Annotated in this window: 22 protein-coding genes; 13 read left to right on the plus strand and 9 right to left on the minus strand. The window is 66.6% G+C overall.

What is annotated here, in order from left to right; all coding sequences use genetic code 11:
• Nucleotides 1-2 precede the first annotated feature (2 nt).
• The 8 genes from ACOHX0_RS07490 to ACOHX0_RS07525 all read left to right on the plus strand — a co-directional run bounded on the left by ACOHX0_RS07490 (nucleotide 3) and on the right by ACOHX0_RS07525 (nucleotide 7539).
• Nucleotides 3-1406 carry an aldehyde dehydrogenase family protein gene (locus tag ACOHX0_RS07490; protein WP_420676059.1) on the plus strand — a complete coding sequence of 468 codons (1404 nt, stop codon included), beginning with the start codon at nucleotides 3-5 and terminating at the stop codon, nucleotides 1404-1406.
• A gap of 355 nt (nucleotides 1407-1761) precedes the next feature.
• Complete coding sequence (locus tag ACOHX0_RS07495; protein WP_420676060.1) at nucleotides 1762-2898, plus strand: ABC transporter substrate-binding protein; 1137 nt, start codon at nucleotides 1762-1764, stop codon at nucleotides 2896-2898.
• A 63-nt stretch (nucleotides 2899-2961) separates the two neighbouring features.
• A complete protein-coding gene (locus ACOHX0_RS07500) occupies nucleotides 2962-3882 on the plus strand; it encodes a branched-chain amino acid ABC transporter permease (protein ID WP_420676061.1) in 921 nt (306 codons plus the stop codon).
• A gap of 1 nt (nucleotide 3883) precedes the next feature.
• On the plus strand, nucleotides 3884-4867 hold the full coding sequence (locus ACOHX0_RS07505) for a branched-chain amino acid ABC transporter permease (protein ID WP_420676062.1): 984 nt from the start codon (nucleotides 3884-3886) through the stop codon (nucleotides 4865-4867).
• Nucleotides 4860-5615 carry an ABC transporter ATP-binding protein gene (locus ACOHX0_RS07510; RefSeq protein WP_420676063.1) on the plus strand — a complete coding sequence of 252 codons (756 nt, stop codon included), beginning with the start codon at nucleotides 4860-4862 and terminating at the stop codon, nucleotides 5613-5615. The genes ACOHX0_RS07505 and ACOHX0_RS07510 overlap by 8 nt, the downstream gene beginning before the upstream one ends.
• Nucleotides 5612-6301: an ABC transporter ATP-binding protein gene (locus ACOHX0_RS07515; RefSeq protein ID WP_420676064.1), complete on the plus strand. Its 690-nt coding sequence runs from the start codon at nucleotides 5612-5614 to the stop codon at nucleotides 6299-6301. Before ACOHX0_RS07510 ends, ACOHX0_RS07515 begins: the two co-directional genes overlap by 4 nt.
• Before the next feature lie 131 nt (nucleotides 6302-6432).
• A complete protein-coding gene (locus ACOHX0_RS07520) occupies nucleotides 6433-6954 on the plus strand; it encodes an MgtC/SapB family protein (protein ID WP_420676065.1) in 522 nt (173 codons plus the stop codon).
• Nucleotides 6955-6957: 3 nt separating this feature from the next.
• Nucleotides 6958-7539 carry an exopolysaccharide biosynthesis protein gene (locus ACOHX0_RS07525; RefSeq protein ID WP_420676066.1) on the plus strand — a complete coding sequence of 194 codons (582 nt, stop codon included), beginning with the start codon at nucleotides 6958-6960 and terminating at the stop codon, nucleotides 7537-7539.
• 196 nt (nucleotides 7540-7735) lie between these two features.
• On the opposite strand, the gene ACOHX0_RS07530 is transcribed toward ACOHX0_RS07525, so the two are convergent.
• From ACOHX0_RS07530 to ACOHX0_RS07540, 3 genes are all read right to left on the minus strand, one after another.
• A complete protein-coding gene (locus tag ACOHX0_RS07530) occupies nucleotides 7736-8164 on the minus strand; it encodes an MFS transporter (RefSeq protein ID WP_420676067.1) in 429 nt (142 codons plus the stop codon).
• A 148-nt stretch (nucleotides 8165-8312) separates the two neighbouring features.
• Nucleotides 8313-8456 carry a hypothetical protein gene (locus ACOHX0_RS07535; protein WP_420676068.1) on the minus strand — a complete coding sequence of 48 codons (144 nt, stop codon included), beginning with the start codon at nucleotides 8454-8456 and terminating at the stop codon, nucleotides 8313-8315.
• Nucleotides 8457-8787: 331 nt separating this feature from the next.
• Nucleotides 8788-9264: an Lrp/AsnC family transcriptional regulator gene (locus ACOHX0_RS07540; protein WP_420676069.1), complete on the minus strand. Its 477-nt coding sequence runs from the start codon at nucleotides 9262-9264 to the stop codon at nucleotides 8788-8790.
• Between the two features lie 150 nt (nucleotides 9265-9414).
• On the opposite strand from ACOHX0_RS07540, the gene ACOHX0_RS07545 reads away from it, so the two are divergent.
• Complete coding sequence (locus ACOHX0_RS07545; protein WP_420676070.1) at nucleotides 9415-10455, plus strand: zinc-dependent alcohol dehydrogenase family protein; 1041 nt, start codon at nucleotides 9415-9417, stop codon at nucleotides 10453-10455.
• 107 nt (nucleotides 10456-10562) lie between these two features.
• Here ACOHX0_RS07545 and ACOHX0_RS07550 read toward each other — a convergent pair whose 3' ends face one another.
• The gene (locus ACOHX0_RS07550; protein ID WP_420676071.1) at nucleotides 10563-11492 is read right to left on the minus strand and encodes a LysR family transcriptional regulator; all 930 of its coding nucleotides are present in this window, start codon (nucleotides 11490-11492) and stop codon (nucleotides 10563-10565) included.
• A 97-nt stretch (nucleotides 11493-11589) separates the two neighbouring features.
• Between ACOHX0_RS07550 and ACOHX0_RS07555 the strand changes: the two genes are divergently transcribed.
• Nucleotides 11590-12882 (plus strand): M24 family metallopeptidase, encoded by a 1293-nt coding sequence (locus ACOHX0_RS07555; protein WP_420676072.1) that lies wholly within the window; start codon nucleotides 11590-11592, stop codon nucleotides 12880-12882.
• A 632-nt stretch (nucleotides 12883-13514) separates the two neighbouring features.
• Nucleotides 13515-14630, plus strand: coding sequence for a calcium-binding protein (locus ACOHX0_RS07560; protein ID WP_420676073.1), 1116 nt, complete (start codon nucleotides 13515-13517; stop codon nucleotides 14628-14630).
• Between the two features lie 72 nt (nucleotides 14631-14702).
• Here the strand turns inward: ACOHX0_RS07560 and ACOHX0_RS07565 are convergent, their stop codons facing one another.
• The 5 genes from ACOHX0_RS07565 to ACOHX0_RS07585 form a co-directional block, all read right to left on the minus strand.
• The gene (locus ACOHX0_RS07565; protein WP_420676074.1) at nucleotides 14703-15659 is read right to left on the minus strand and encodes a glucokinase; all 957 of its coding nucleotides are present in this window, start codon (nucleotides 15657-15659) and stop codon (nucleotides 14703-14705) included.
• The gene (locus ACOHX0_RS07570; protein ID WP_420676075.1) at nucleotides 15659-16756 is read right to left on the minus strand and encodes an ABC transporter ATP-binding protein; all 1098 of its coding nucleotides are present in this window, start codon (nucleotides 16754-16756) and stop codon (nucleotides 15659-15661) included. The genes ACOHX0_RS07565 and ACOHX0_RS07570 overlap by 1 nt, the downstream gene beginning before the upstream one ends.
• A 5-nt stretch (nucleotides 16757-16761) precedes the next feature.
• A complete protein-coding gene (locus ACOHX0_RS07575; protein WP_420676076.1) occupies nucleotides 16762-17661 on the minus strand; it encodes a carbohydrate ABC transporter permease in 900 nt (299 codons plus the stop codon).
• Nucleotides 17654-18526, minus strand: a complete 873-nt coding sequence (locus ACOHX0_RS07580) for a carbohydrate ABC transporter permease (protein WP_420676077.1) — start codon at nucleotides 18524-18526, stop codon at nucleotides 17654-17656. Before ACOHX0_RS07580 ends, ACOHX0_RS07575 begins: the two co-directional genes overlap by 8 nt.
• 63 nt (nucleotides 18527-18589) lie before the next feature.
• On the minus strand, nucleotides 18590-19834 hold the full coding sequence (locus ACOHX0_RS07585; RefSeq protein WP_420676078.1) for an ABC transporter substrate-binding protein: 1245 nt from the start codon (nucleotides 19832-19834) through the stop codon (nucleotides 18590-18592).
• A gap of 215 nt (nucleotides 19835-20049) precedes the next feature.
• Between ACOHX0_RS07585 and ACOHX0_RS07590 the strand changes: the two genes are divergently transcribed.
• On the plus strand, nucleotides 20050-20787 hold the full coding sequence (locus ACOHX0_RS07590; RefSeq protein ID WP_420676079.1) for a response regulator transcription factor: 738 nt from the start codon (nucleotides 20050-20052) through the stop codon (nucleotides 20785-20787).
• Nucleotides 20784-22235, plus strand: a complete 1452-nt coding sequence (locus tag ACOHX0_RS07595; protein ID WP_420676080.1) for a sensor histidine kinase — start codon at nucleotides 20784-20786, stop codon at nucleotides 22233-22235. The genes ACOHX0_RS07590 and ACOHX0_RS07595 overlap by 4 nt, the downstream gene beginning before the upstream one ends.
• The last annotated feature ends 31 nt before the right edge of the window (nucleotides 22236-22266 follow it).

The raw sequence follows: 22266 nt of genomic DNA on the forward strand, positions 1-22266 counted from the left end.
CGATGGATTTCAAGATGCTGATTGACGGCCAGTTGGTGGCAGGGGAAGGCACCGTGGAGGTAATCAACCCGGCCAGCGGTGATGTGTTCACCGAAGTGCCGCGCGCCAGCGAGGCGCAGCTGAACGCCGCCGTGGCCGCCGCGAAATCGGCGCAAAAGGACTGGGCCGCAACGCCTGTGTCCAGCCGCCGCGCCAAGGTCGAAGCCCTGGCGGCGGAGATCGCCGCTCATGCCGAAGAGTTGGCCCGGCTGATCACCCTGGAGCAGGGCAAACCCCTGGCGGAGGCGGCGGGCGAGGTGGAATGGGCGCAGGGCTACCTGGCCCACACCGCGGCGCTGGAGCTGCCGGACCGGGTGATACAGAACGACGCCGCCGCCCGCATTGAGACCCGCCACCGGCCTCTGGGCGTAGTTGCGGGCATCGTCGCTTGGAACTTCCCCTTGCTCCTGTGCTGCTGGAAGATCGGTCCGGCGCTGATGGCGGGCAATGCCATCGTGCTGAAGCCCGCGCCCACCACCCCGGTGACGGCGCTGAAGCTCGGAGAGCTCTGTGCCCGCATCTTTCCGCCCGGCCTGGTCAATATCGTAAGCGGCGGGGATGAGCTGGGACCGCTGCTGACCGCCCATCCGGATGTCGCCAAGATCGGCTTCACCGGCTCGTCGGAGACCGGCAAACGCATCATGGCGGGCGCAGCCATGGGCATGAAGCGGCTGACGCTGGAGATGGGCGGCAATGACCCGGCCATCGTGCTGCCGGACGCGGATGTGAAGGCGGTTGCGCAGCGGGTCTTTGAGGCGGCCTTCCTCAACGCGGGCCAGGTCTGCCTGGCGGTGAAGCGCGTCTACGTGCCCGACAGCCTCTATGACGCCTTCTGTGCCGAATTGGCGGGGCTTGCCGAAAAGGCGGTGGTGGGTGACGGGCTGCAGCAGGGCGTGACGATCGGCCCGGTGCAGAACAAGACGCAATTTGCCAAGCTCGCCGCGCTGCTGGAAGAGACCGCCGCCAGCGGCACGCTGCTCACTGGCGGCGTGATCGAGGGCCGGGCGGGCTATTTCATTTCTCCCGCAATCGTGCGTGACGTGGGGGATGGCGACCGCATCGTCGACGAGGAGCAGTTCGGCCCGGTCTTGCCGGTTGTCCGTTACCACGACATCCAGGAGGTGATCGCCCGCGCCAATGCCTCTCCTTTCGGGCTGGGCGGGTCCGTGCATACCAGCGACACCGCGAAAGGTGCCGAAATCGCCGGGCGCATCGAATCCGGCACGGTCTGGGTGAACCAGCACATCAACATCGGGCCGCATATCCCGATGGCGGGCTTCAAGGCTTCCGGCTTTGGGGTCGAGCAATCGGTTGAGGGGCTTACCGAATATACCCAGCTGCAGGTGCTCAACGTCGCGCGCGGCTAGGCTGGCCGTTTTCCCTTGCAGGCAACCGAGCTGTGGAACGCCATGCCCGCCCGCCCTTTCCGGCGTGTGCGGGCGTGATGTTTCAGGGTTGAATATTTTAATCTTGAAATAAAATTGGTTTTGCGGCCTACTTCCCTGAGGGAGGCTGTCACAAAACGGCCAGAGGGACCAACCGGGCAGCCCTGCACGCCGTGCAGGGTCCGGGCGGGAGGCCCATTGCGCGGGCCGGCAGGACCGGCCGGACGCGGGGCATCACGCCGGGGCTGGCGCTGCCGCCGGTTGTCGGAAATAGTACCGCTATGGGATCTGCGGCCAACGCGGACCCGAAGGACAACAGATCAGGGAGACGGTAAAAATGAAAAGCTTCAGGACAATGGCCCTTGCTGCCGGCATGGCGGCACTGGCGGGCGCCGGCGCGGCGGAGACCAAGATCGGCATGATCACCACGCTGTCGGGCGGCGGCGCCGGGCTGGGCGTGGACGTGCGCGACGGGTTCCTGCTGGCCATGGAGCAGGATGGCCGCGAAGGCATCGAGCTGGTGATCGAAGACGACCAGCGCAAGCCGGAAACCGCGGTGCAGCTGGCCGACCGGATGATCCAGTCCGAAAAGGTCGATATCATGACCGGCATCATCTGGTCGAACCTGGCAATGGCCGTTGTGCCCGCCGCCACCGCGCAGGGCGTGTTCTATCTGTCGCCCAACGCAGGCCCCTCGGCGCTGGCAGGGGCGCGCTGCCATCCGAACTACTTCAACGTCGCCTGGCAGAACGACAACCTGCACGAAGCCGCAGGCGCCTATGCCAATGACGCCGGCCTGAAGAACAGCTTCATCCTGGCGCCGAACTACCCGGCCGGGAAAGACGCGCTGACCGGCTACAAGCGGATGTACGAGGGCGATCTGGCGGGCGAGGTCTATACCAAGCTGGGCCAGACCGATTACGCAGCCGAAATCGCCCAGATCCGGGCTTCGGGCGCGGATTCGGTCTATTTCTTCCTGCCCGGCGGCATGGGGATTTCCTTTCTCAAGCAGTATGCCGACAGCGGCGTCGGCCTGCCCGTGGTGGGCCCGGCGTTCAGCTTTGACCAAGGCATCCTGCAAGCGGTGGGCGAAGCTGCGCTGGGGGTGAAGAACACCTCGCAGTGGAGCAAGGATATCGACAATCCGGCCAACGCGGCATTTGTCAAAGCCTTCCAGGAGAAATACGGCCGCCTGCCTTCGCTCTATGCCAGCCAGGGCTTTGATACCGCCAACCTCATCCTCAGCGCGCTCGACAAGGCCGATCCGTCCGACCAGGACGCCTTCCGCGCAGCACTGAAGGCGGCCGAGTTCGACTCGGTGCGCGGAGATTTCAAGTTCGGCAACAACCACCATCCGATCCAGGACATCTATGTCCGCGAAGTGATCAAGGAGGGCGATGTCTACACCAACAAGATCGTCGCCACCGGACTCGAAGACCGCGCCGACGCCTACGCGGCCGAGTGCAAGATGTAATTTGACCTGACCAGCAGGGCCGCCCCCTCCGCGGCCGCGGCCCTGCCTGCACGGAACCTTCCCATGTCCATTATTCTCATACTGGAGCAGATCCTGAACGGTCTGCAATTCGGGGTCATGCTCTTTCTCATGGCCGCTGGCCTGACCCTCGTGTTCGGGGTGATGGGGCTGATCAACCTGGCGCATGGCGCGCTGTACATGGTGGGCGCCTTTGCCGCCGCGCTGGTGGCGGGGCTGACCGGTTCCTTCCTGCTGGCGCTGGTGGCGAGCCTTGCCGCCGCTGCCGCCGCCGGGGCGATTGTCGAGCTTGTGGTGATCCGCAGGCTCTACGAGCGCGACCACCTGGACCAGGTGCTGGCGACCTTTGCGCTGATCCTGATCTTTTCCGAGGGCACCCGCTGGCTGTTCGGCTCTTTCCCGCTGTTCCTGGATGTGCCGGACTATCTGTCGGGGCCGGTGACGCTGCCGGGCGGCATCGCCTATCCGCTTTACCGGCTGGCGATTATCGGCATCGGGCTGGTGGTGGCGGCGGGGCTGTTCTGGCTGATCGCACGCACCCGCATCGGCATCCAGATCCGCGCCGGCGAAGCCGACCGTGAGATGATTGCCGCGCTTGGCGTGGATATCTCCAAGCTCTACACGCTGGTTTTCGCGCTTGGCGCGGCGCTGGCGGGGCTGGCGGGCGCGCTGGTGGGTGCGATCCAGTCGGTGCAGGTGGGCATGGGCGAGCCGGTGCTGATCCTCGCCTTCGTGGTGATCGTGATCGGCGGCATCGGCTCGATCAAGGGCGCGCTGGCCGGCTCCCTGCTGGTCGGGCTCACCGACACGCTGGGCAAGGTATTCCTGCCGCAGTTCTTCGGCCTGTTTATGGAGCCTGCGAGCGCGACGTCGGTCGGGTCGTCGCTGGCTTCCATGCTGATTTACATCCTGATGGCGGCGGTTCTGCTGGTGCGGCCCTCGGGTCTTTACGGGGGGGCTGCATAAGATGGGCCGCGAACGGATTTTCAATGCCGCGCTGGCGCTTGGCCTGCTGGCGGTGCCGCTATGGGCCTGGATGACGGGTGAGCCTTTCATCATCACCCTGGCGACCAAGGTGGCGATCCTGGCGCTGGCGGGCGTCGGGCTCAATATCGCGCTGGGGCTGGGCGGGCTGATCAGCCTCGGCCATGCGGCCTTCTTCGGGATCGGCGGGTATGCGATGGGCATTCTCGCCGCCCATGCCCAGAACTACGAGCCGCTGATGCAGTGGCCCTTTCTGATCGAGGGAACCAACCTGATGCCGGTGATCTGGCTGGTGGCCACCATCGCCAGCGCGCTGGCGGCGCTGGTGATCGGGGCGCTGTCCTTGCGCACCTCCGGCGTCTATTTCATCATGATCACCCTCGCCTTCGGGCAGATGCTTTACTACTTCGCGATCAGCTGGTCGCAATACGGCGGCGAGGACGGGCTGTCGATCTGGGTCAGGAACGAGTTTCCCGGCCTCAACACTCTGGACCCGATCCAGTTCTTCGGCATCGCCTATGTGATCCTCTGCCTTGCCTTGTGGTTCGCCGCACGGCTGGCCAGGTCGCCCTTCGGGCTGGCGCTCACCGCGGCGCGGCAGAACGAGCAGCGGGTGATGACCGTGGGGCTCACGCCTTTCCACCTGCGGCTGACCGCTTTCGTGATCTCGGGCGCGCTGACCGGGCTTGCGGGCGCGCTCTTTGCCGACCTGAACCGCTTTGTCAGCCCCACAATGCTCAGCTGGCACACCAGCGGCGAGATCATGATCTTCGTGATCCTGGGCGGTGTCGGGCGGCTCTACGGGCCGGTCGCGGGAGCGGCGCTTTACATCCTGCTGGAGCATATGCTGGGCGGCATCAGCGATTACTGGCAGATATTCCTGGGCCTGCTGCTGCTGCTGATCGTGCTCTTTGCCCGCGGCGGGCTGATCGGCGCCCTCGCCGGGCGGGAGGTGGCGCATGACTGACGCTATCCTGAAGGTCGACAGGCTGAACAAGAGCTTCGGCGCGCTCACCGCGAGCAAGGACGTTTCGCTGGATCTGCGCGCCGGGGAGATCCACGCGCTGATCGGGCCCAATGGCGCGGGCAAGTCGACGCTGATTGCGCAGATCGCCGGGGGCTTGCGCCCTGACAGCGGCCGAATCGAGGTGCTGGGCCAGGATGTGACTGGGCTGGACACCATGGCGCGGGCACGGCTGGGGCTGGGACGCACCTTCCAGATCTCGGCGCTGGCGATGGAGTTCACCGTGCTGCAGAACGCGGTTCTGGGCGCGCTTGGCGCCAGCGGACGGGCCTTCCGCCTGTTCAAGAACGTGATGAAGGACGAGGCGCTGGTGGTTCCGGCGCGGGAAGCGCTGGAGCGGGTCGGGCTGACTGACGAGGCCGGCCGCCGAACTGCCGACCTGTCGCACGGCCAGCGCCGCCAGCTGGAAGTCGCGGTGGCGCTCACGCTCAAGCCCAAGCTGTTCCTCATGGACGAGCCGATGGCGGGCCTGGGTGCGAGCGGCTCGAAGGCGCTGACCGGCTTTCTGGACGAACTGCGCCACGAGGCGCCGATCCTGCTGGTGGAACACGACATGGATGCGGTTTTTGCCTTGGCCGACCGCATCAGCGTTTTGGTCTACGGTGAAATCATCGCCACCGGCACCGCCGATGAAATCCGCGGCAACGCCGAGGTGCGCCGCGCTTATCTGGGAGAGGAGGACGCCGCATGAGCCTGTTGTCGCTGACATCCGTCGAAGCTTCCTATGGCGCGTCGCAAGCCCTGTTCGGCGTCGATCTGAACATCGGCGAAGGTGAGGTCGCGGCGCTGATGGGACGCAATGGCATGGGCAAGACCACCACCATCAAGACCATCTGCGGTATGCTGCCGGCCTCGGGCGGAGAGCTGCGCTTTGACGGGCAGAACCTGCGCGCGCTGCCTTCACACCGGATCGCGCGGCTTGGTATCGGGTTGGTGCCGGAAGGGCGGCGCTGCTTCCCGGCGCTGACGGTGGAGGAGAACCTGATCGCCGCCGCCCGCCCGGGCGAGTGGGATTTGGCCAAGGTGGCGCAGCTGTTCCCGCGGCTGGGCGAGCGGCGCAGCCAGCAGGCGCAGTCGCTCTCCGGCGGGGAGCAGCAGATGCTGGCAATCGGCCGCGCCCTGATGACCAATCCGCGCCTTCTAATCCTGGACGAGGCGACCGAAGGCCTGGCCCCGGTGGTGCGGCAGGAGATCTGGGCCGCCATCGGCCGGCTGAAGCGGGAAACCGGCCTTGCGATCCTGGTGGTGGACAAGACGCTGAAGGAACTCGCCGCCGTGGCCGACCGCGCGGTGATCCTCAACAAGGGCAAGAGCGTCTGGACCGGCGGTATTGAAGCGCTGACACCTGAGCTGACCGACCACTACCTCGGCGTGTGAACGGAGGCACAGGCACTGCGCCCCCGCGGTTCTGCCGCGGGGGCGGCGCGGAGGGGAACTTTCGCGCTCTGGCGGGCGTTTAGAACCCATCGATGGTTCTAAACACTCAGCTGCCGGGCCGTAGTTTCAATATGATGGATCTCTTCGCCAAAGAAATCGCCATTTCCTTCGGTATGCCTTGGCAGGTGCTATTGTTCCGCCTTCTCGGCGCGCTGCTTTTCACCGGCCTCATCGGTTTCGAGCGCGAGGTGGTGCGCCGCCCGGCCGGGCTCAGGACGCATATGCTCACCGGCATGGCCTCCTGCGTCTACTGCCTGGTGATGCTGCACTTGCTGGAAAGCGCCTCCGAGCGCGGCGACCAAGTCCGTGTTGACCCGATTCGCGTGGTGGAGGCGGTGACCCAGGGCGTCGCCTTCCTGGCGGCAGGCCTCATCATTTATACTAGGGGGAAGGTGCGCGGGCTGACCACTGGCGCCAGCATGTGGCTGGCCGCGGCGATCGGGCTGGCCTGCGGCCTGGGCCTGTGGTTCCTCGCCACCGCGACGACCGTGCTCGCCCTCATCATCATCCGTGTCATCAAGCTCGGCGAGAAGGCCGCGGGGACGTACACCGCCGGCCCGGAAGAGGACGCCGAAGAGCAGAGCGAACGCTGATCCATGCAGAAACAGACTATCCGCTCCCTTGGCGATGTCGCCGATCAGATCCGCTCGGTCAGCGGCAACGGCCATGTCTCTATTGACGGTCTGGTGCAGGCATTGGGGCGGCGGAGCCATCAAACGCTCTTGCTGATCGTCGCCCTCACTGCCGCAACGCCGCTCTCAGGCATTCCGGGTCTGTCGGCGGTTTGCGGGCTGGTGATTGCGCTGATCTCGCTGGAGATGCTGCTGAGCTACCGCGAAGTCCGGCTGCCGCGGAAACTGTCGCGGCAGAATGTGAAGGGCCAGTCGGTGGAGAGGATCCTTTCCAAGGTGGAGCCCTTCCTGCGCTGGCTCGACCGCCACACGCACCACCGGATGACCGGCCTGTTCCACCGACCCCTGATCTACATCCCGCAGGTGATCTGCCTGCTCTCGGGGCTGACGATGCCTTTTCTGGAGTTCATCCCCTTCTCCGGTTCGATCGTGGCCAGCGGGGTGGCGCTGCTGGCGTTTGCGATGTTCACCCGCGACGGGCTGTTCTTCCTGCTGGCGCTGCTGCCCTATACCGGGATTGCGGCGCTGGTGCTGCGCATTCTCTAGACAGGCCGCCTGCGCGGCCGCCGGGAACGCGGACAGGACGCATAGGGGCGTCCGGATCGTTAGTGCCATCCACATGCATGATGCTCCGCACCGGCGCGGGGCTCTGCATTGCGGGGTCGCGGTCAGGCCAATCTGCCCGGCCACCAGCCCGCCGGCCCGGGGTCAAAGGCGATGCCCGGGCTGAAGGCGCCGATGTTCAGGCCCGAGGCCACATCCACGGCGCCGGGGCCACCTCGCGGGCGGTCTGCACCACGCAGAACTGCAGCGGCGGCACGCTGGCGAAGGCAAAGCCGCCCCAGAAGGCCGCCACGGCCACCGTGACCACCTTGTTGGTAAGCGCGGTGCCCGGGGCGGCCAGCAGCCCGGCAAGTCCCGCGAAGATGATGTTCAGCGACGGCACCGCCCCGATCCGGTTGCCCAGCTTGCCGCCGATGATGTCCCCCGCGACCGAGGCGCCGTAGAGCAGGATCACGAGGCTCACCGTGCCGGCCGGGAAGCCGGTGACATCGGTCAGCGTCGGCGCGGGGAGGGTGAAGGCGATGAAGTTGCCGCCATAGCCCACGGCGGTGATCAGATGGTCCAGCAGCAGCCGGGGCGAGGTCGGAACCTGGGTTTGGGTGCGCAAGCTCCGCGCGCCTTCGCGGGCTCCGGCCGTCCGCGCTCTTCGTGCCAACCGCCTCAGAACCTTGGCGCACAGCGGCCTTCATGGGCTCAGACCTTCATCCCGCAGCGGTGCGCCTTGGCGGCCGGACAGAGCGAGATTGCCGGGATCGTCACAACAGGCGTCCGCGTCGCGACATCGAGAGCCAGCCGGTGTTCCCGGTCATCCGGATCTGCACGGGGCTGGGGTTCAGCACGGCGGCGCCGATGCCCCTTTCCTTGCCTTCGCGCAGGATGTTTCTGAAAAAATCCCGCATGCCGCGTTTTCCGTTGGCTGTATGAGGCATGATTGGTTCCCTCCGGCGGGAGAGTATTCCGTTCAGCATGGGTCGGACACTCCGCCGGGGCCAGGTGCCTGTGCCCGCACCCAGCGGCATTTCGGGAACCTCCCCGGGCGATGGCGCGCAGCGCATTTCCGGGGGCGGCAGTGCGGCAGGTGACCTCGGCCGCCGGCAGCCGCCCCCCGCCCGCCACAATTCCATTCTTCAGTGAGGGGTAACGGGGAATTATTTCCAGCAAGCGTGTTATGAAAAATTCCTTTCCGGCCGGCAGACACGTGAAAGCGGCTTCCGTGAGCGCGCTGCCGGTTCAGCGCTGCGCCCAGTTGACCGGCAGAGTGCTGACCGACTTCATCTCCTTCAGCGACAGGTTGGAGCGGATGCCGGTCACCCCGGGCAGGCGCCGCAGGGTGGTGTCCACGAAGCGGCTGTAGTCATCGAGATCCCGGGCCACCGCGATCAGCAGGAAGTCGTCCGCCCCGGTGGTGTTGTGGCAGGCGAGGATGTTGGGCGCAGTCTCCACGATGCGCTGGAATTCCGCGGTTGCGGCCTGGTCGTGCTCGGAGCAGCGCAGCTGCACGAAGGCCATCACCCCCAGCCCCAGCTTGCGCCGGTTCAGATTGGCCTGGTAGCCCTCGATCACGCCGCTGTTCTCCAGCCGCTTCAGCCGCCGCCAGCACGGCGTTTCGCTCATCGAAAGCTGCTCGGCGAGCTTTGCGTTGGTCATGCGCCCGTCCTGCTGCAGCAGGGTAAGGATCTGGGCATTGGTCGAATCGATCTGGATCATGAGGCAGGCTCTCCTCAATTATTGCAGTATATTGGCAGAGACCCCTCCAATGTCCTGCAAATCAGGCAAGAATGGCAAAGGTCTTTCCCGCGGCCACGCTATGCTCCAGCAATAGGAACTGCCCCAAGATCGCGCCGAGGAGCTGACCAGATGAAAGCCGTGCTGTACGAGAGTTTCCAGGCCATGCCACAGCTCGTGTCCCTTCCCGACCCGTCTCCGGAACCCCATGGCGTGGTGCTGGAGGTCGGTGCCACCGGGGTCTGCCGCAGCGACTGGCATGGCTGGATGGGCCATGACGCGGATATCGGGCTGCCGCATGTACCGGGGCATGAGCTGGCCGGCACCGTGGTGGCAGCGGGCAAGGACGTGAAGACCTGGAAGCCCGGCGACCGGGTGACTGTGCCTTTCGTGGGCGGCTGCGGTGCCTGCCCGGAATGCCGCGCGGGCCATCAGCAAGTCTGCCATAATCAGTTCCAGCCCGGCTTCACCCACTGGGGATCTTTCGCGCAGTACGTGGGCATCCATCACGCCGACCTGAACCTGGTGCCGCTGCCTGATGACATGGGCTTTGCCACCGCGGCCAGCCTCGGCTGCCGTTTTGCCACCTCCTTCCGGGCGGTGGCCGATCAGGGCCGGGTCTCGGGCGGGCAATGGGTGGCGGTGCATGGCTGCGGCGGCGTCGGCCTGTCGGCGGTGATGATCGCCAGCGCGTTTGGCGCCAATGTTGTCGCAATCGACATCGACGACAGCAAACTGCAGCTCGCCCGCAACCTCGGCGCGGCAGCCACGCTGAACGGCGCCCGCGCCGCGGAGGTGCCCGAAGCGGTGATGGAGATCACCGGCGGCGGCGCGCATGTCTCGCTGGATGCGCTGGGGCATCCAGCCACCTGTGCCAATTCGATTCTCAGCCTGCGGCGGCGGGGCCGGCATGTGCAGGTGGGGCTGATGCTGGCGGATCAGGCGCGGCCCGGCCTGCCCATGGACCGGGTGATTGCCTGGGAGCTGGAGCTGCTCGGCAGCCACGGCATGCAGGCGCACCGCTACGGCGCGATGCTGGACATGGTGCGCTCGGACAAGCTGGATCCGGCGCGTCTGGTCGGGCGGGAGATCACCCTCGCGCAGTCGATCGAGGCGCTGGTGACCATGGACCGGTTCCAATCGGCCGGCGCCACGGTCATCACCTCTTTCTGACGCCGCCGCACACCGGCAGATCCGGGCCCGCACGCCCGCAAGCTGGCTCGGACCGCGGGCGCCTGTGGGCACACGGACGGCCGGGCTGCGGTCACTGCGCCGCCGGCTCAGCGCTCATCTGAACTTGCGTCCGGCGCGTTCTCATCCGAAAGAAACCCCGTCAGCCGTGCGGCCTCGGCCCGCGGCGGCTGCTGGGCTGAATGGCTCAGGAAATAGCCCAGCCGCGGCGATTGCGCCGCGGGGCCGAGGCGGATCAGGGCGCCGCTCGCCAGTTCGGAGGCCAGGATGGCCGGGCTGGCTAGCGCGATGCCACGCCCCTCCAGCGCCGCGCCGATGGAGCGCGCATAGGTACCGCAATCGGCGCGCGCCCAGCCGCCAACCTCCGCCGCCTCGCCCCAATTGTCCCAGTTCGTCCATTCCGGCGTGAGCCGCGGGAAATTCAGCAGCGGCGGGCGGCTTTGCGGCAAAAGGCGCGACAGCGGTTCACCGGGTCCGATCCCCGCCGTGCGGGCCAGTCCGGGGGAGATCACCGGCACCAGCACGTCCGGGAACAGCGGTGCGGAGACACGCCCCGGCCACGCCCCGCTGCCGTGCAGTATGGCAATGTCGTTGGCGGAATCCAGCAAGGCTGAAGGCTGATCGGAGGCAACCAGTTCCACCGGGCACGCGAGATCCGACAGTTCGAAGCGTTTCAGCCGTGGCGACAGCCAGAACAGCGACACCGCGCTATTGGCAGCGATGCGCACCGGCGTATCGGGCCGCGCCGCAATGCCTGACAGTGCGGATTCGGTGAAATCCAGCAGGGTCGCACATTGCCCGGCCAGCTTGCGGCCGCTCTCAGTCAGTTCAATCATCCGGCCCGCGCGCAGGAACAGGGCAACGCCCAGATGCGCCTCCAGCTGCCGCACGCGCTTGCTGACGGCGGTCTGGGTGACCAGCAGCTCTTCTGCGGCCTCGGAGAAGCTGAGGCGGCGGGCGGCGGCCTCGAAGAAGATCAGACTGTCGAGCGGGGGCAGGGAACGGCGGTAATTTTTCATGACCTCAGGTTGCTCATAAGCGGGAATATTCGGCCTTTTACACGCAAGCCCAGTCCAACCTATCCTGCAAGCGTTCCTCTGGCATCGGGAGTTTTCCATGGCCGAATTTGACTGGCACGCCGAACGCAGCGATCTGTCGGGGCTTGCCCTCCTGGACCGCGCCCCCGAAAGCGATGGCATCGATCTGGGCGCGGTGCGGCGCTACCGGCTGGATCGGGTACGCGGCGAGATGATCAAGCGTGGCATCGCGGCGCTGATCCTGTCGGACCCGGTGAACATCCGCTATGCCACCGGCACCCGCAACATGCAGGTGTTTTCCATGCGCAACGCTCCCGCTCGCTACCTGCTGCTGACCGAAAGCCGCGCGATCCTGTTCGAATTCACCGGCTGCCTGCATCTGGCCGAGGGTTATGAAACAGTGGACGAGGTGCGCCCGGCCAAAACCGCCAGCTTTGCCGCCGCAGGTCCTCATATCGCAGAACGCGAGCGGGACTGGGCACGGGAGACCGGTGATTTGATTGCCTCGCTCACCGGGCGGGGCGTCACGGTCGGCATGGAACGGATGAATGCCGGGGCCGCGATTGCCCTGAAGGAGGCGGGCTTTGCCATCGTGGATGCGCAGGAGCCGGTGGAAATGGCCCGCGCCATCAAGTCGGAGGAGGAGATGAAATGCGTCCGCGCCAGCCTGCGCGCCACCGAAGCGGGCGTCTCCCGCCTGCGGGCCGCGCTGCGCCCGGGGCTGACCGAAAATGAACTCTGGTCAGTGCTGCACCAGGCGGTGATCGAGCAAAACGGCGACTATTGCGAAACCCGCCTGCTCAGCGCCGGTGCGCGCACCAACCCCTGGTTCCAGGAAACCGCGCATCACGTGATCGGAGAGAACGAGCTGGTGGCGCTGGATACGGATGTGGTGGGCTGCCACGGCTATTACTCGGACTTCTCCCGCACATTCCACGCGGGCCCCGGCAAGCCCACGGGCGCGCAGCGCACCCTCTACCAGACCGCTCTGGAGCAGGTCTATCACAACATCGGCATCCTGAAGCCGGGCATGAGCTTCCGCGACTATGCCGGCCGGGCCTGGGACATTCCCGAAAAATACCACTCCAACCGTTATTATCTGTCCTCGCACGGCTGCGGCATGACCGGCGAATACCCCTATCTTTACCACTCGGACGATTTCCCGGCGGCGGGCTATGACGGCGTGATCGAGCCCGGCATGACGATCTGCGTCGAAAGCTATATCGGCGAGGAGGGCGGCCATGAGGGCGTGAAGCTGGAGCAGCAGGTGCTGATCACCGAGGCCGGAGTAGAGCTGCTGTCGCAGTTCCCCTTCGAGGACAGCCTGATGGACACTGGCTTTCAACCCGCATTTCCGCTGCCGCGGATCTGACGGCCGCCTTCAGGTGTGCCGCCCGCGGCGCAACGCGCGCGGCGCGGCATGTCCCGCCGGTGGCGGCGGTCTGCGCTGCCCGGGGCCGGGCCGGCGGCGTCAACAAAGCGGCAACTCTCAACCTGAAGAGGTTTTCCCTCGCTTACGCTTTTCTCGATAAACTTCAAGAACTTCAATGAAGTGACAGGGCGCCGGATGGACCGCCATTTGATTGAAGGGGGACGAAAACCACAGGTTCACCCTCGGTGACGACCATTGAGAGATCATCGATACCTTGGACGACAAGATCAGCCCCGGCAAGGGTGCCGGCACGCTTCAGGGCGGCGCCGTAAATGATGTGCTCTCCGGCGGCCGCGGGCATGACATGGCGCAGAACGCGGGCGCGCTGGCGGGTTACCGGTTTGCCCTCAACGGCCGCACTCTCACCGCTTCCACCCGCGACGCGGAGGCGGCGGATGCAGGGCAGGACAGCCTCAAGGACATCGAACCGCTCTATTTCGAGGCCAGCGGCCAGACCGTGGCGGTGGCGGACCTGGGCACGGCGCAGCTGAGCGCGGATTCCGTCAGCGGCTCGGAAAACGGCGCCGTCGCCATCGATCTCGCGACGCTATTGGAGAACGACAGCGTCTTCGGTGTCGGAGAGAGGCCATCGCGTCGGCCGGTACCAGCGCGGCGGGCATCCGCATCGCTTTCGACGGCAGCCAGATCCTCTACAATCCGACGACGCGCTGCGGCGCCTGGAAGAGGGCGCGCTGTCCGAGGACAGCTTCACCTATTCCGTCACCGGCGCCGACGGCACCACCTGGACGCAGACCGTCGCGGTCTCGGTCACCGGCGCGGCGGAGGAGGACTGCGCGCTGACCGGCACCGCGGGCGGCGGCACCCTGATCGCCGGGCCCGAGACGTGCACCAGCGGCGCAGACGAGGGCAGCAACCGGGTGGAGACGCCCGCGGGCGAATTTCTGACCACCGCCGGGGCCGGGCACGGAAACAACGGTATTACAACCGGGACCGGCTTTTACGATCTGTTCACCGGGTCCGGCGATGATGTGTTCTCCATCGCCGGCGGCGGCAACAACACGCTCCTGATCGGCGAAGGCTGGGGGAACATCCGTACACTGGAGGGCGGTGACACCATCCGCGGCAGCAGCGGGGACATCGGCAGCGGCTACAGCATCGACGCGGGCGCGGGTGAAAACGTGATCGAGCCGGGCAGAAACGCCGGCACGGAGATCTGGGCCGGCAGCGGGGATGACCTCATCACCCGCGGCTGCGGCGATCACGAGATCCGCGACACCGGCGGCGGCCACCGGATCATCACTGGCGATGGACACGCGATGATAATTACCGGTGACGGCAATGACACCATCACGGTTGGCGACGGCTTCTTCTATATCGCCGCCTGCGCAGGGGACAACCGGATCACCACCGGCAGCGGCGATGAAACGCTGACCGGCGGCGCGGGTGACGGCACGATGTCGGGCGGCGAAGGGTATGACGCGGCGCGGTATGCCGGGACAGTGGATGGCTATGTCGTCACCAGCACCGGCTGCACCCTCACCTTTACCACCTGCGAAGCCGGGGCCGCGGATGCGGGCACCGGTCTTCTGTGCAGGATCGAGGCGCTGTTTTTCGGAGGCTGCGGTCAGCTGGTTGCGGTGGCGGATCCGCACGCCGCGCAGGAAGCACCGGAACCCGCGGCGCAGCTGCTGCCGCCGGGGCTGGAGAGCGACAGCTTCCTGTTCTGAGGCCCAGGCGGGGGCAGGTCAAACGGGCACGGGCCGCGTGTTGGGGTCCGCCGCCTGTCTCGATCGGCCGCTTCAGCCGAAGGCAAAACCGGCGCAGCCCAGAAGCGCAGCGCGGTCGTCCTCGATGGTCCAGACCGGGGTCTCGGCGGTCTTGCCGATGCGGGCCGGGGTCTCAAGTACCGTTACGCAAGGGCCGGGCGCGGTGCTGAGCACGGCGCGGGCGACGCTGCCGGCCATGTAGATGCCCGCAGCGCACATGTAGTAGAGCGACAGGTCGCGCAGCAACAGGCCGATGAGGGTGGAATAGCGCTCCACCGCGGCTGTCACACCCTCGCGCCCCTCCGTGCCATAAGCGGCAATGGCGGCGCTGCCTTCCAGTTCTGCCTCACCCGTGCGTTGCTGGCAGAAGGCTGTGAAGCCGCGGCCGGAGAACAGTGTTTCCACCGTCGGGAACCCGGTGGGGTCGAGCCCATCAGTGCGGAGGGCTTCCGCGATGCTGAGCGGCAGGCCGGGGTGGCCCGCCTCCGCCGCCGGGCAGACAACGCGGCCGTTCGTGGCCAGCACGGGGCTCACGTTGAAGCCGGTGCCGATGCCCGCCACCAGCGATTGCGCGAGCCGCGGCTGGGCGGCGCCGCCGCTTCCCGGCCTGACTTCGCTCAGCTGCGACGGCGCCAGCGCGGGCACCGCATAGCCAAGCGCGGAGAGATCGTTGAGCAAATGCACCCGCGCACAACCGAAGCGCGCCGCGAGTGCCGAAGTCTCGACCTGCCAGTTGCGGTTGGTGAGCCGGGCAATGTCGCCATCCACCGGCCCCGCCACTGCGACCACCATTTCCTCCAGGCTGGGCGCGCCCTGGCCTGCCAGGTAGCTTTCCATCAGCGCTTCGAGGCTGGGCCAGTCGGCATTGGCAAAGCTCTCGGCGCTGCCGTCGAGCAACTGCCCCGCCCGGCTCAGGGCCAAGCGGGTGTTGCTGCCGCCGGCATCCGCGACCAGGCGCAGCGGGGCCGTATCAGATGCTGGCGCGGCCATCAGTTCAACCGCAGCCCGGTGTCCGGGGCGAAATAGGACACCTTGCCAAGATCGAAGCTCAGCCGCTGCGGCGCGCCGGCCGCGGCGGTGGTTTCCGCATGCAGCCGCGCGGTCACATGCTTGCCGCCGAGGTTCATCACCGCGTAGGTGTCAGCGCCTGCGGGCTCGACGATGTCGATCACGCATTCGGCCTCCTGTGTGCTGCTGCTGCCGCGGAAGCCCGCATCGGCGATATCCTCGGGCCGCACGCCGAAGATCACGTCCTCGGGCAGGTTGCGGTTGTTGGCATCGGTCAGCAGGATCGGCGCGCCGCCCTCGCGGGCGATCTCGATCTGGGTCTCGCCGCCGACATTGCGGGTCTTGGCCGGGATCAGGTTCATTGCCGGGCTGCCCATGAAGTCGGCCACGAAGAGGTTGGCCGGGCGGTTGTAGATCTCCGCCGGGGTGCCGATCTGCTGGATCACGCCGCCTTTCATCACGACGATCTTGGTCGCGAGCGTCATCGCCTCGATCTGGTCATGGGTGACATAGACCATCGAGGCGCCCAGCCGCTGGTGCAGCGCCTTGATCTCGGTGCGCATCTCCACCCGGAGCTTGGCGTCGAGGTTGGAGAGCGGTTCGTCGAACAGGAACAGCTTGGGGTCGCGCACCAGCGCGCGGCCCATCGCCACCCGCTGCCGCTGTCCGCCCGACAGCTGGCCGGGCTTGCGGTTCAGGAGCTGTTCGATCTGCAGCTGCTGCGCCACATAGGCCAGCTTCTCCTCCTGCTCGGCCTTGGCGATGCCGCGCACCTGCATCCCGAAGGTGATGTTCTTAGCAACGCTCATAGTCGGGTAGAGCGCGTAGGACTGGAACACCATGGCGATGTCGCGGTCCTTGGGCGTGACATTGGTCATGTCCCGGCCGCCGATGCGCAGCGAGCCGCCGGTGATCTCCTCCAGCCCCGCGATGCAGTTCAGAAGCGTGGACTTGCCGCAGCCGGAGGGGCCGACCAGGACGAGGAAGTCGCCCTGCTCGATCGCCACGTTGATGTCCTTCAGGATCTCGGCCTTGCCGTAGCTTTTGTAAAGGTTGCTGATTTCCAATACCGGAGCCATTTGACTTATCCTTTCACAGACCCGGCGGTCAGACCGCGGATGAAGTATTTTCCCGCCACCACATAGACAAGGAGGGTCGGCAGGGCGGCGATGATCGCGGCGGCCATGTCGACGTTGTATTCTTTAACGCCGGTGGTCGAATTCACGATGTTGTTGAGTGCCACGGTGACAGGCTGGGTGCCCGACTGGCTGAAGGAGACCCCGAACAGGAAGTCGTTCCAGATCTGGGTGAACTGCCAGATCACGGTGACCACGATGATCGGCAGCGACAGCGGCAGGAAGATCGACCAGAAGATCCGGAAGAAGCCCGCGCCGTCGACCTTGGCCGCATTGGTGAGGTCGGCCGGGATCGAGACGTAGTAGTTGCGGAAGAACAGCGTGGTGAAGCCAAGCCCGTAGATCACGTGGACAAAGATCAGCCCCGGGATGGTGCCCGCGATGCCCATCAGCCCCAGCACGCGCGCCATCGGCAGCAGCACCACCTGGAAGGGGATGAAGCAGCCGAACAGCAGCATGGCAAAGAAGATGCCCGCGCCTGGGAAGCGCCACTGCGCGATCACGTAGCCGTTCAGTGCGCCCACCAGGGTGGAGATCGCCACCGCGGGGATCGCGATCAGCACCGAGTTCCAGAAGTAGGGCCGCACGCCCTCGCACTGGATGCCGGTGCAGGCACTGGACCAGGCGGTGCGCCAGGCGTCGAAGGTCACCTCGCGCGGGAGTGAAATGAGGTCGCTGGTGCGGATCTCCTCCAGGCTCTTCAGTGAGGTAGTGAGCATCACGAAGAGCGGCATCAGGTAGAACAGCGCAAACAGGCCGAGGATCACATAGAGCAGCCAGCGCAGGGCAATCCGGCCCTTGTTGCTTTGGGCGGCGGCAGCGGGAGTGGTCATGGAGATATCAGCCATCTTTGGACCTCAATTCCGAGTAGAGGTAGGGAATGACAATCGCAAAGACGACCATCATCATCACCATGGCCGAGCTTGCCGCCTGGCCGATGTCGCCGCGCGAGAACGCCATTGCGTACATGTACGTCGCGGGCAGGTCGGTGGCATAGCCGGGACCGCCGCCGGTCAGCGCGATGACCAGGTCGAAGCTTTTGATCGCCAGGTGCGACAGCACGATGAAGGCGGAGAGGAAGATCGGCGCCATCGAGGGCAGGATGATCGCGGTATAGACCCGCCAGGTGGGGATGCCATCTACCTGTGCGGCCTTGATGATCTCCTGATCGACGGAACGCAGACCGGCGAGGAACAGCGCCATGACAAAGCCCGAGCTCTGCCAGACCGCGGCGATCACGATGGTGTAGATCGCCATGTCCGGGTCGATCAGCCAGTCGAAGGAGAAGCTCTCGAAGCCCCAGCCGCGCACCATAGCCTCCAGCCCCAGGCCGGGGTTCAGGATCCACTTCCACGCGGTGCCGGTGACGATCAGCGACAGCGCCATCGGGTAGAGGTAGATGGTGCGGATTGCGCCTTCGGTGCGGATGTTCTGGTCCAGCAGCACCGCCAGCACCAGCCCCAGCACCATCGCGATCACGATGAACAGCGCGCCGAAGATGAACAGGTTGCCAAAGGCAGTGTCCCAGCGCGGTGAGGCGAACAGGCGCTCATATTGGATGAAACCCTCCAGCTCGTATTTCGGCAGCAGGCGCGACCGGGTCAGCGAGACCCAGGCGGTCCAGGCGATGAAGCCGTAGACAAAGACCAGAACTGCGATGAGCGAGGGTGCCAGAACCAATTTGGGCATGTTTTCTTCAAGCCACTTGGTCATTGGATTATTCCCCAGGTACGCCCGAGCCCCGCCGGTATCCGGCGGGGCAGGGGTCATTTGGTTTTACATGCTATTGGCGATGGCGTCGGCCAGCATCTGCACAGCGTCTTCGGAAGACATGTCAGAGTTGAAATGCGCCGTCACAACATCGGTGATCGCGCCCGCCTGGGCGCCGCGCAGCGCCATGCCGTGGGCATAGCTGGGCAGCAGGCTGCCGCTTTCGGAGCTTTCCGCCATGTCCGACGACGACAGTTTGGCGCAATCGTCGAACTCGTCCAGCGGCGTATCGGTACGGGCCGGGATCGAGCCTTTGTTGAGGTTGAACGTCTTCTGGAAGTTCTCGCCCACGACCAGCTCGGCCAGAAGCGCCTGGCCCGCCTTCTTGTCCTCGCCGTCGACGTCGAACATCGCAAAACTGTCGACGTTGTAGAGGAAGCCCTCGCCCGGGGTGGAGGCGCAGAGGAAGTCCTCGCCCGGGACCTTGCCCGCGGCGGCGAACTCGCCCTTGGCCCAGTCGCCCATGATCTGGAATGCGGCTTCGCCGTTCATCACCATGGCGGTGGCCAGGTTCCAGTCGCGGCCGGAGAAGTTGTCATCGACATAGCCGCGCATCTTGCGCATCTGGTCGAAGACCGCGGCCATCTCGGGCGAGGTCAGGGTTTCGGTGTCGAGATCCACAAAAGCCTTGCGGAAGCCGTCCGGGCCGAGGATGCCAAGCGCGACCGCCTCGAACACGGTCGCGTCCTGCCAGGCCTGACCGCCATGCGCCAGCGGGATCACGCCCGCGGCCTGCAGCTTGTCGGCGGCGGCGTTGAACTCGTCCCAGGTCGTGGGCATCTCGATGCCGTTGGCTTCCAGCAGGTCGGCGTTGGCCCAGATCCAGTCGACGCGGTGCACGTTCACCGGCGCGGCGCACCAGGTGCCGTCGCATTTCATGTGCGCGGCGATCGAGTCGGGCAGCACCTGTGCCCAGTTGTTGGCTTCGGCGACATCGGAGATATCGGCCAGCACGCCCTCTTCGTACCATTCCTGGATGGCGGGGCCCTTGAGCTGCACCGCGGTCGGCGCGTTGCCCGCCAGCACCCGGGCGCGCAGCGCGGTCATTGCCGCGTCGCCGCCGCCGCCGGCCACCGGCATGTCGGTCCAGGTGCCGCCCTTGTCGGCGAATTCCTTTTGCAGAACGGCAACCGATTTCGCCTCGCCGCCGGAGGTCCAGTAGTGCAGAACCTCGGCCTCCGGCCCGGCATAGGCGGCGCTGGCCGCAATGATGGCGAGGCTCGAAATGGCGCCCGATACGATCGTTTTCATGATTGATTTCCTCCCTTGATCACCGCATCTGCGGTTGTCGTGGGGCGATCTTGCGGATCGCGCGGCAGCCATGCAATCCCGTCATGGCGCGTTTTCGCTGCGCTCATGCAATTTGAGGGCCCGCCTGTTACAGCTTGTTACAAACCCCTCGATTCCGCCCCGCGCTGCTGCAAATCTGGCGCGTGAGACGGCCATATGTGCAAGGAGACCCCCGCGTGGCGATTCCCCGGATATTGGTGGTCGATGACGACCCGGACGTGCGCCAGATGATGACCCAGTTCCTGCGCCAGAACGGCGCGGCCGCGCTGCCCGCGGCGACCGAGGCCGAAGTGCGCAGCCACATGCAGGGGGGCCGTGTCGACCTCATTCTGCTCGACGTGATGCTGGGCGACGAGAACGGGCTGGAGATCTGCCGGCGGCTGCGGCGCGAGCAGGATGTGCCGATCATCATGGTCTCGGCGCTGTCGGCGGATCATCAGCGGATGGAGGGCTACGAGGTCGGCGCCGACGACTATATCGCCAAGCCCTTCAACCCGCAGCTGCTGCTGGCGCGGATCAAGGCGGTCTTGTCGCGGGCGCGGCGGTCGTCCTCGCTGGTGCATAGGCGCGACACCCGCAGCTTTCGCTTTGCCGGCTGGAGCTATGACGCCAAGCGCGGCGAGGTGCTGTCGCCCGCGGGCGTGCAGGTGGCGCTGTCGCGGCGCGAGACCGCGCTGTTGCAGGTGCTGCTGGCCAACCCCCACATTCCCCTCACCCGCGAGGAGATCGCCGCGGCGCTCGACGTCACCGGCGAGAGCGGCCCGGCGGCAGAGACCAGCGGCCGCGCCATCGACGTGCTGGTCGGCCGCCTGCGCTCCAAGATCGAGGCGAACCCCAAGGATCCGCAGATCCTCAAAACCGACCGCGGCGTCGGCTATGTCTTTGCCATCGACGTGACGGCGGAGGAGGGGTGAGCGGGCCATTGCGCAGCCTGCGCGCCTCCGGGCTTCTGTTCATCGGCGCGGCTTTCCTGGCGGGGGTCTGCGCAGCCTGGCTCTGGGCGGCTTCAGCCTATGGCTGGCGGGGGCATCAGGATGCGGCCTATGCTGCCGGGCTGTCGCTGCATCACGCGTTGCAAAACAACACTCCGCCGCCCCCGGGCATCACCCTGCACCCGCTTTCGCCCAAGGACCAGGCGGCGGCAGCCTCCGGGGCTTTCCGGCAGATCAGCGGCGCGCCGCCGGGGGCGCGGCTCACCATCATTCCGGTCTCCGCCGACGGGCTCACCCGCCGGGGCAGCGCGCCGCTCACCTTCGCGGTGCTGTCGCCCGACCTCCTCTACCCGCTCTCCCGCCTGCCCGGCCGCGGCAGCCAGAGCGCGGCGGAGATCACCGGCCAGGTGAGCCGCCTGCTGGCCTCCTATTGCAGCGATCCCTTCGTGGTGGCGCAGACCGGCACCGCGGCCTGGGTGCGGATCGAGGCGCAGGGCATATGGGGCTGCACCGCGGCGCCGCCGGACCGGCGGCTGCTGGCGGTGCTGCTGGCGGTCATCGCCCTGGCGGCGCTGGTCACCGCGGCGCTGGACCTGTCGGCGGATTTCTCCCGCTTCGCCGCCCAGCTGCGCGACCGCCGCCGGGTCGGCGGGCCGGAGAGCTACGCCATCGCAGGCCCGCGCGAGCTGCAGGAGATCGTCGGTGCCGTGAACAGCTACCTGGAGACCGAGCGCGCCCAGCTGGAGGGCCGGGCCGCAGTGCTCTCGGGGGTGAGCCACGACCTCGGCACCCCGGCCACCCGCCTGCGTCTGCGGGCGGCGCTGATCCCCGACGACGGGCTGCGCCGCAAGCTGGAGGCCGATATCGACAGCATGACCGGCATCATCGAAAGCGTGCTCACCTACACCCGCGCCGAGATGGGGGCGGAGGCGCCGCGAAAGCTGTCGCTGGATGCACTGGTGGACGCCATCGTGGCGGATTACCAGGACATGGGAGCCGCCGTGACTTTCCGGCGGCAGGAGCCGGTGATCGTGCCCGGCGCGCGCTCGGTCTTCATGTCGCGCCGGGGTCAGGGGGTGATCGCGGGCGCCCGCCAGATCACCGTGACCGGCCGCCCCGTCGCCTTGCAGCGGGCAATCACCAACCTGATCGACAACGCGCTGAAATACGGCCGCCGCGCCACCGTGGCGCTGGTGGCCGACGCCACCACCGCCGCGATCATCGTCGAGGACGAGGGCACCGGCAGCTCGGCCAAGGACATCGAGGCGCTGCTCGCCCCCTTCCGCCGCGGCCGCAACACCACCACGGTGGACGGCTACGGGCTGGGGCTCACGATTGTCGCCACCATCGCCACCCTGCACGGCGGCACGCTCAGCTTTGAAGATACCGCCACCGGGGTGTCCGCGCGGCTGACCATCCAGCGCGGCTGAGGTGTGCGGTGCGGGCGGCCAGCCTGCCGCC

The organism is Cribrihabitans pelagius, assembly GCF_048820915.1.
GTDB lineage: Bacteria > Pseudomonadota > Alphaproteobacteria > Rhodobacterales > Rhodobacteraceae > Cribrihabitans_A > Cribrihabitans_A pelagius.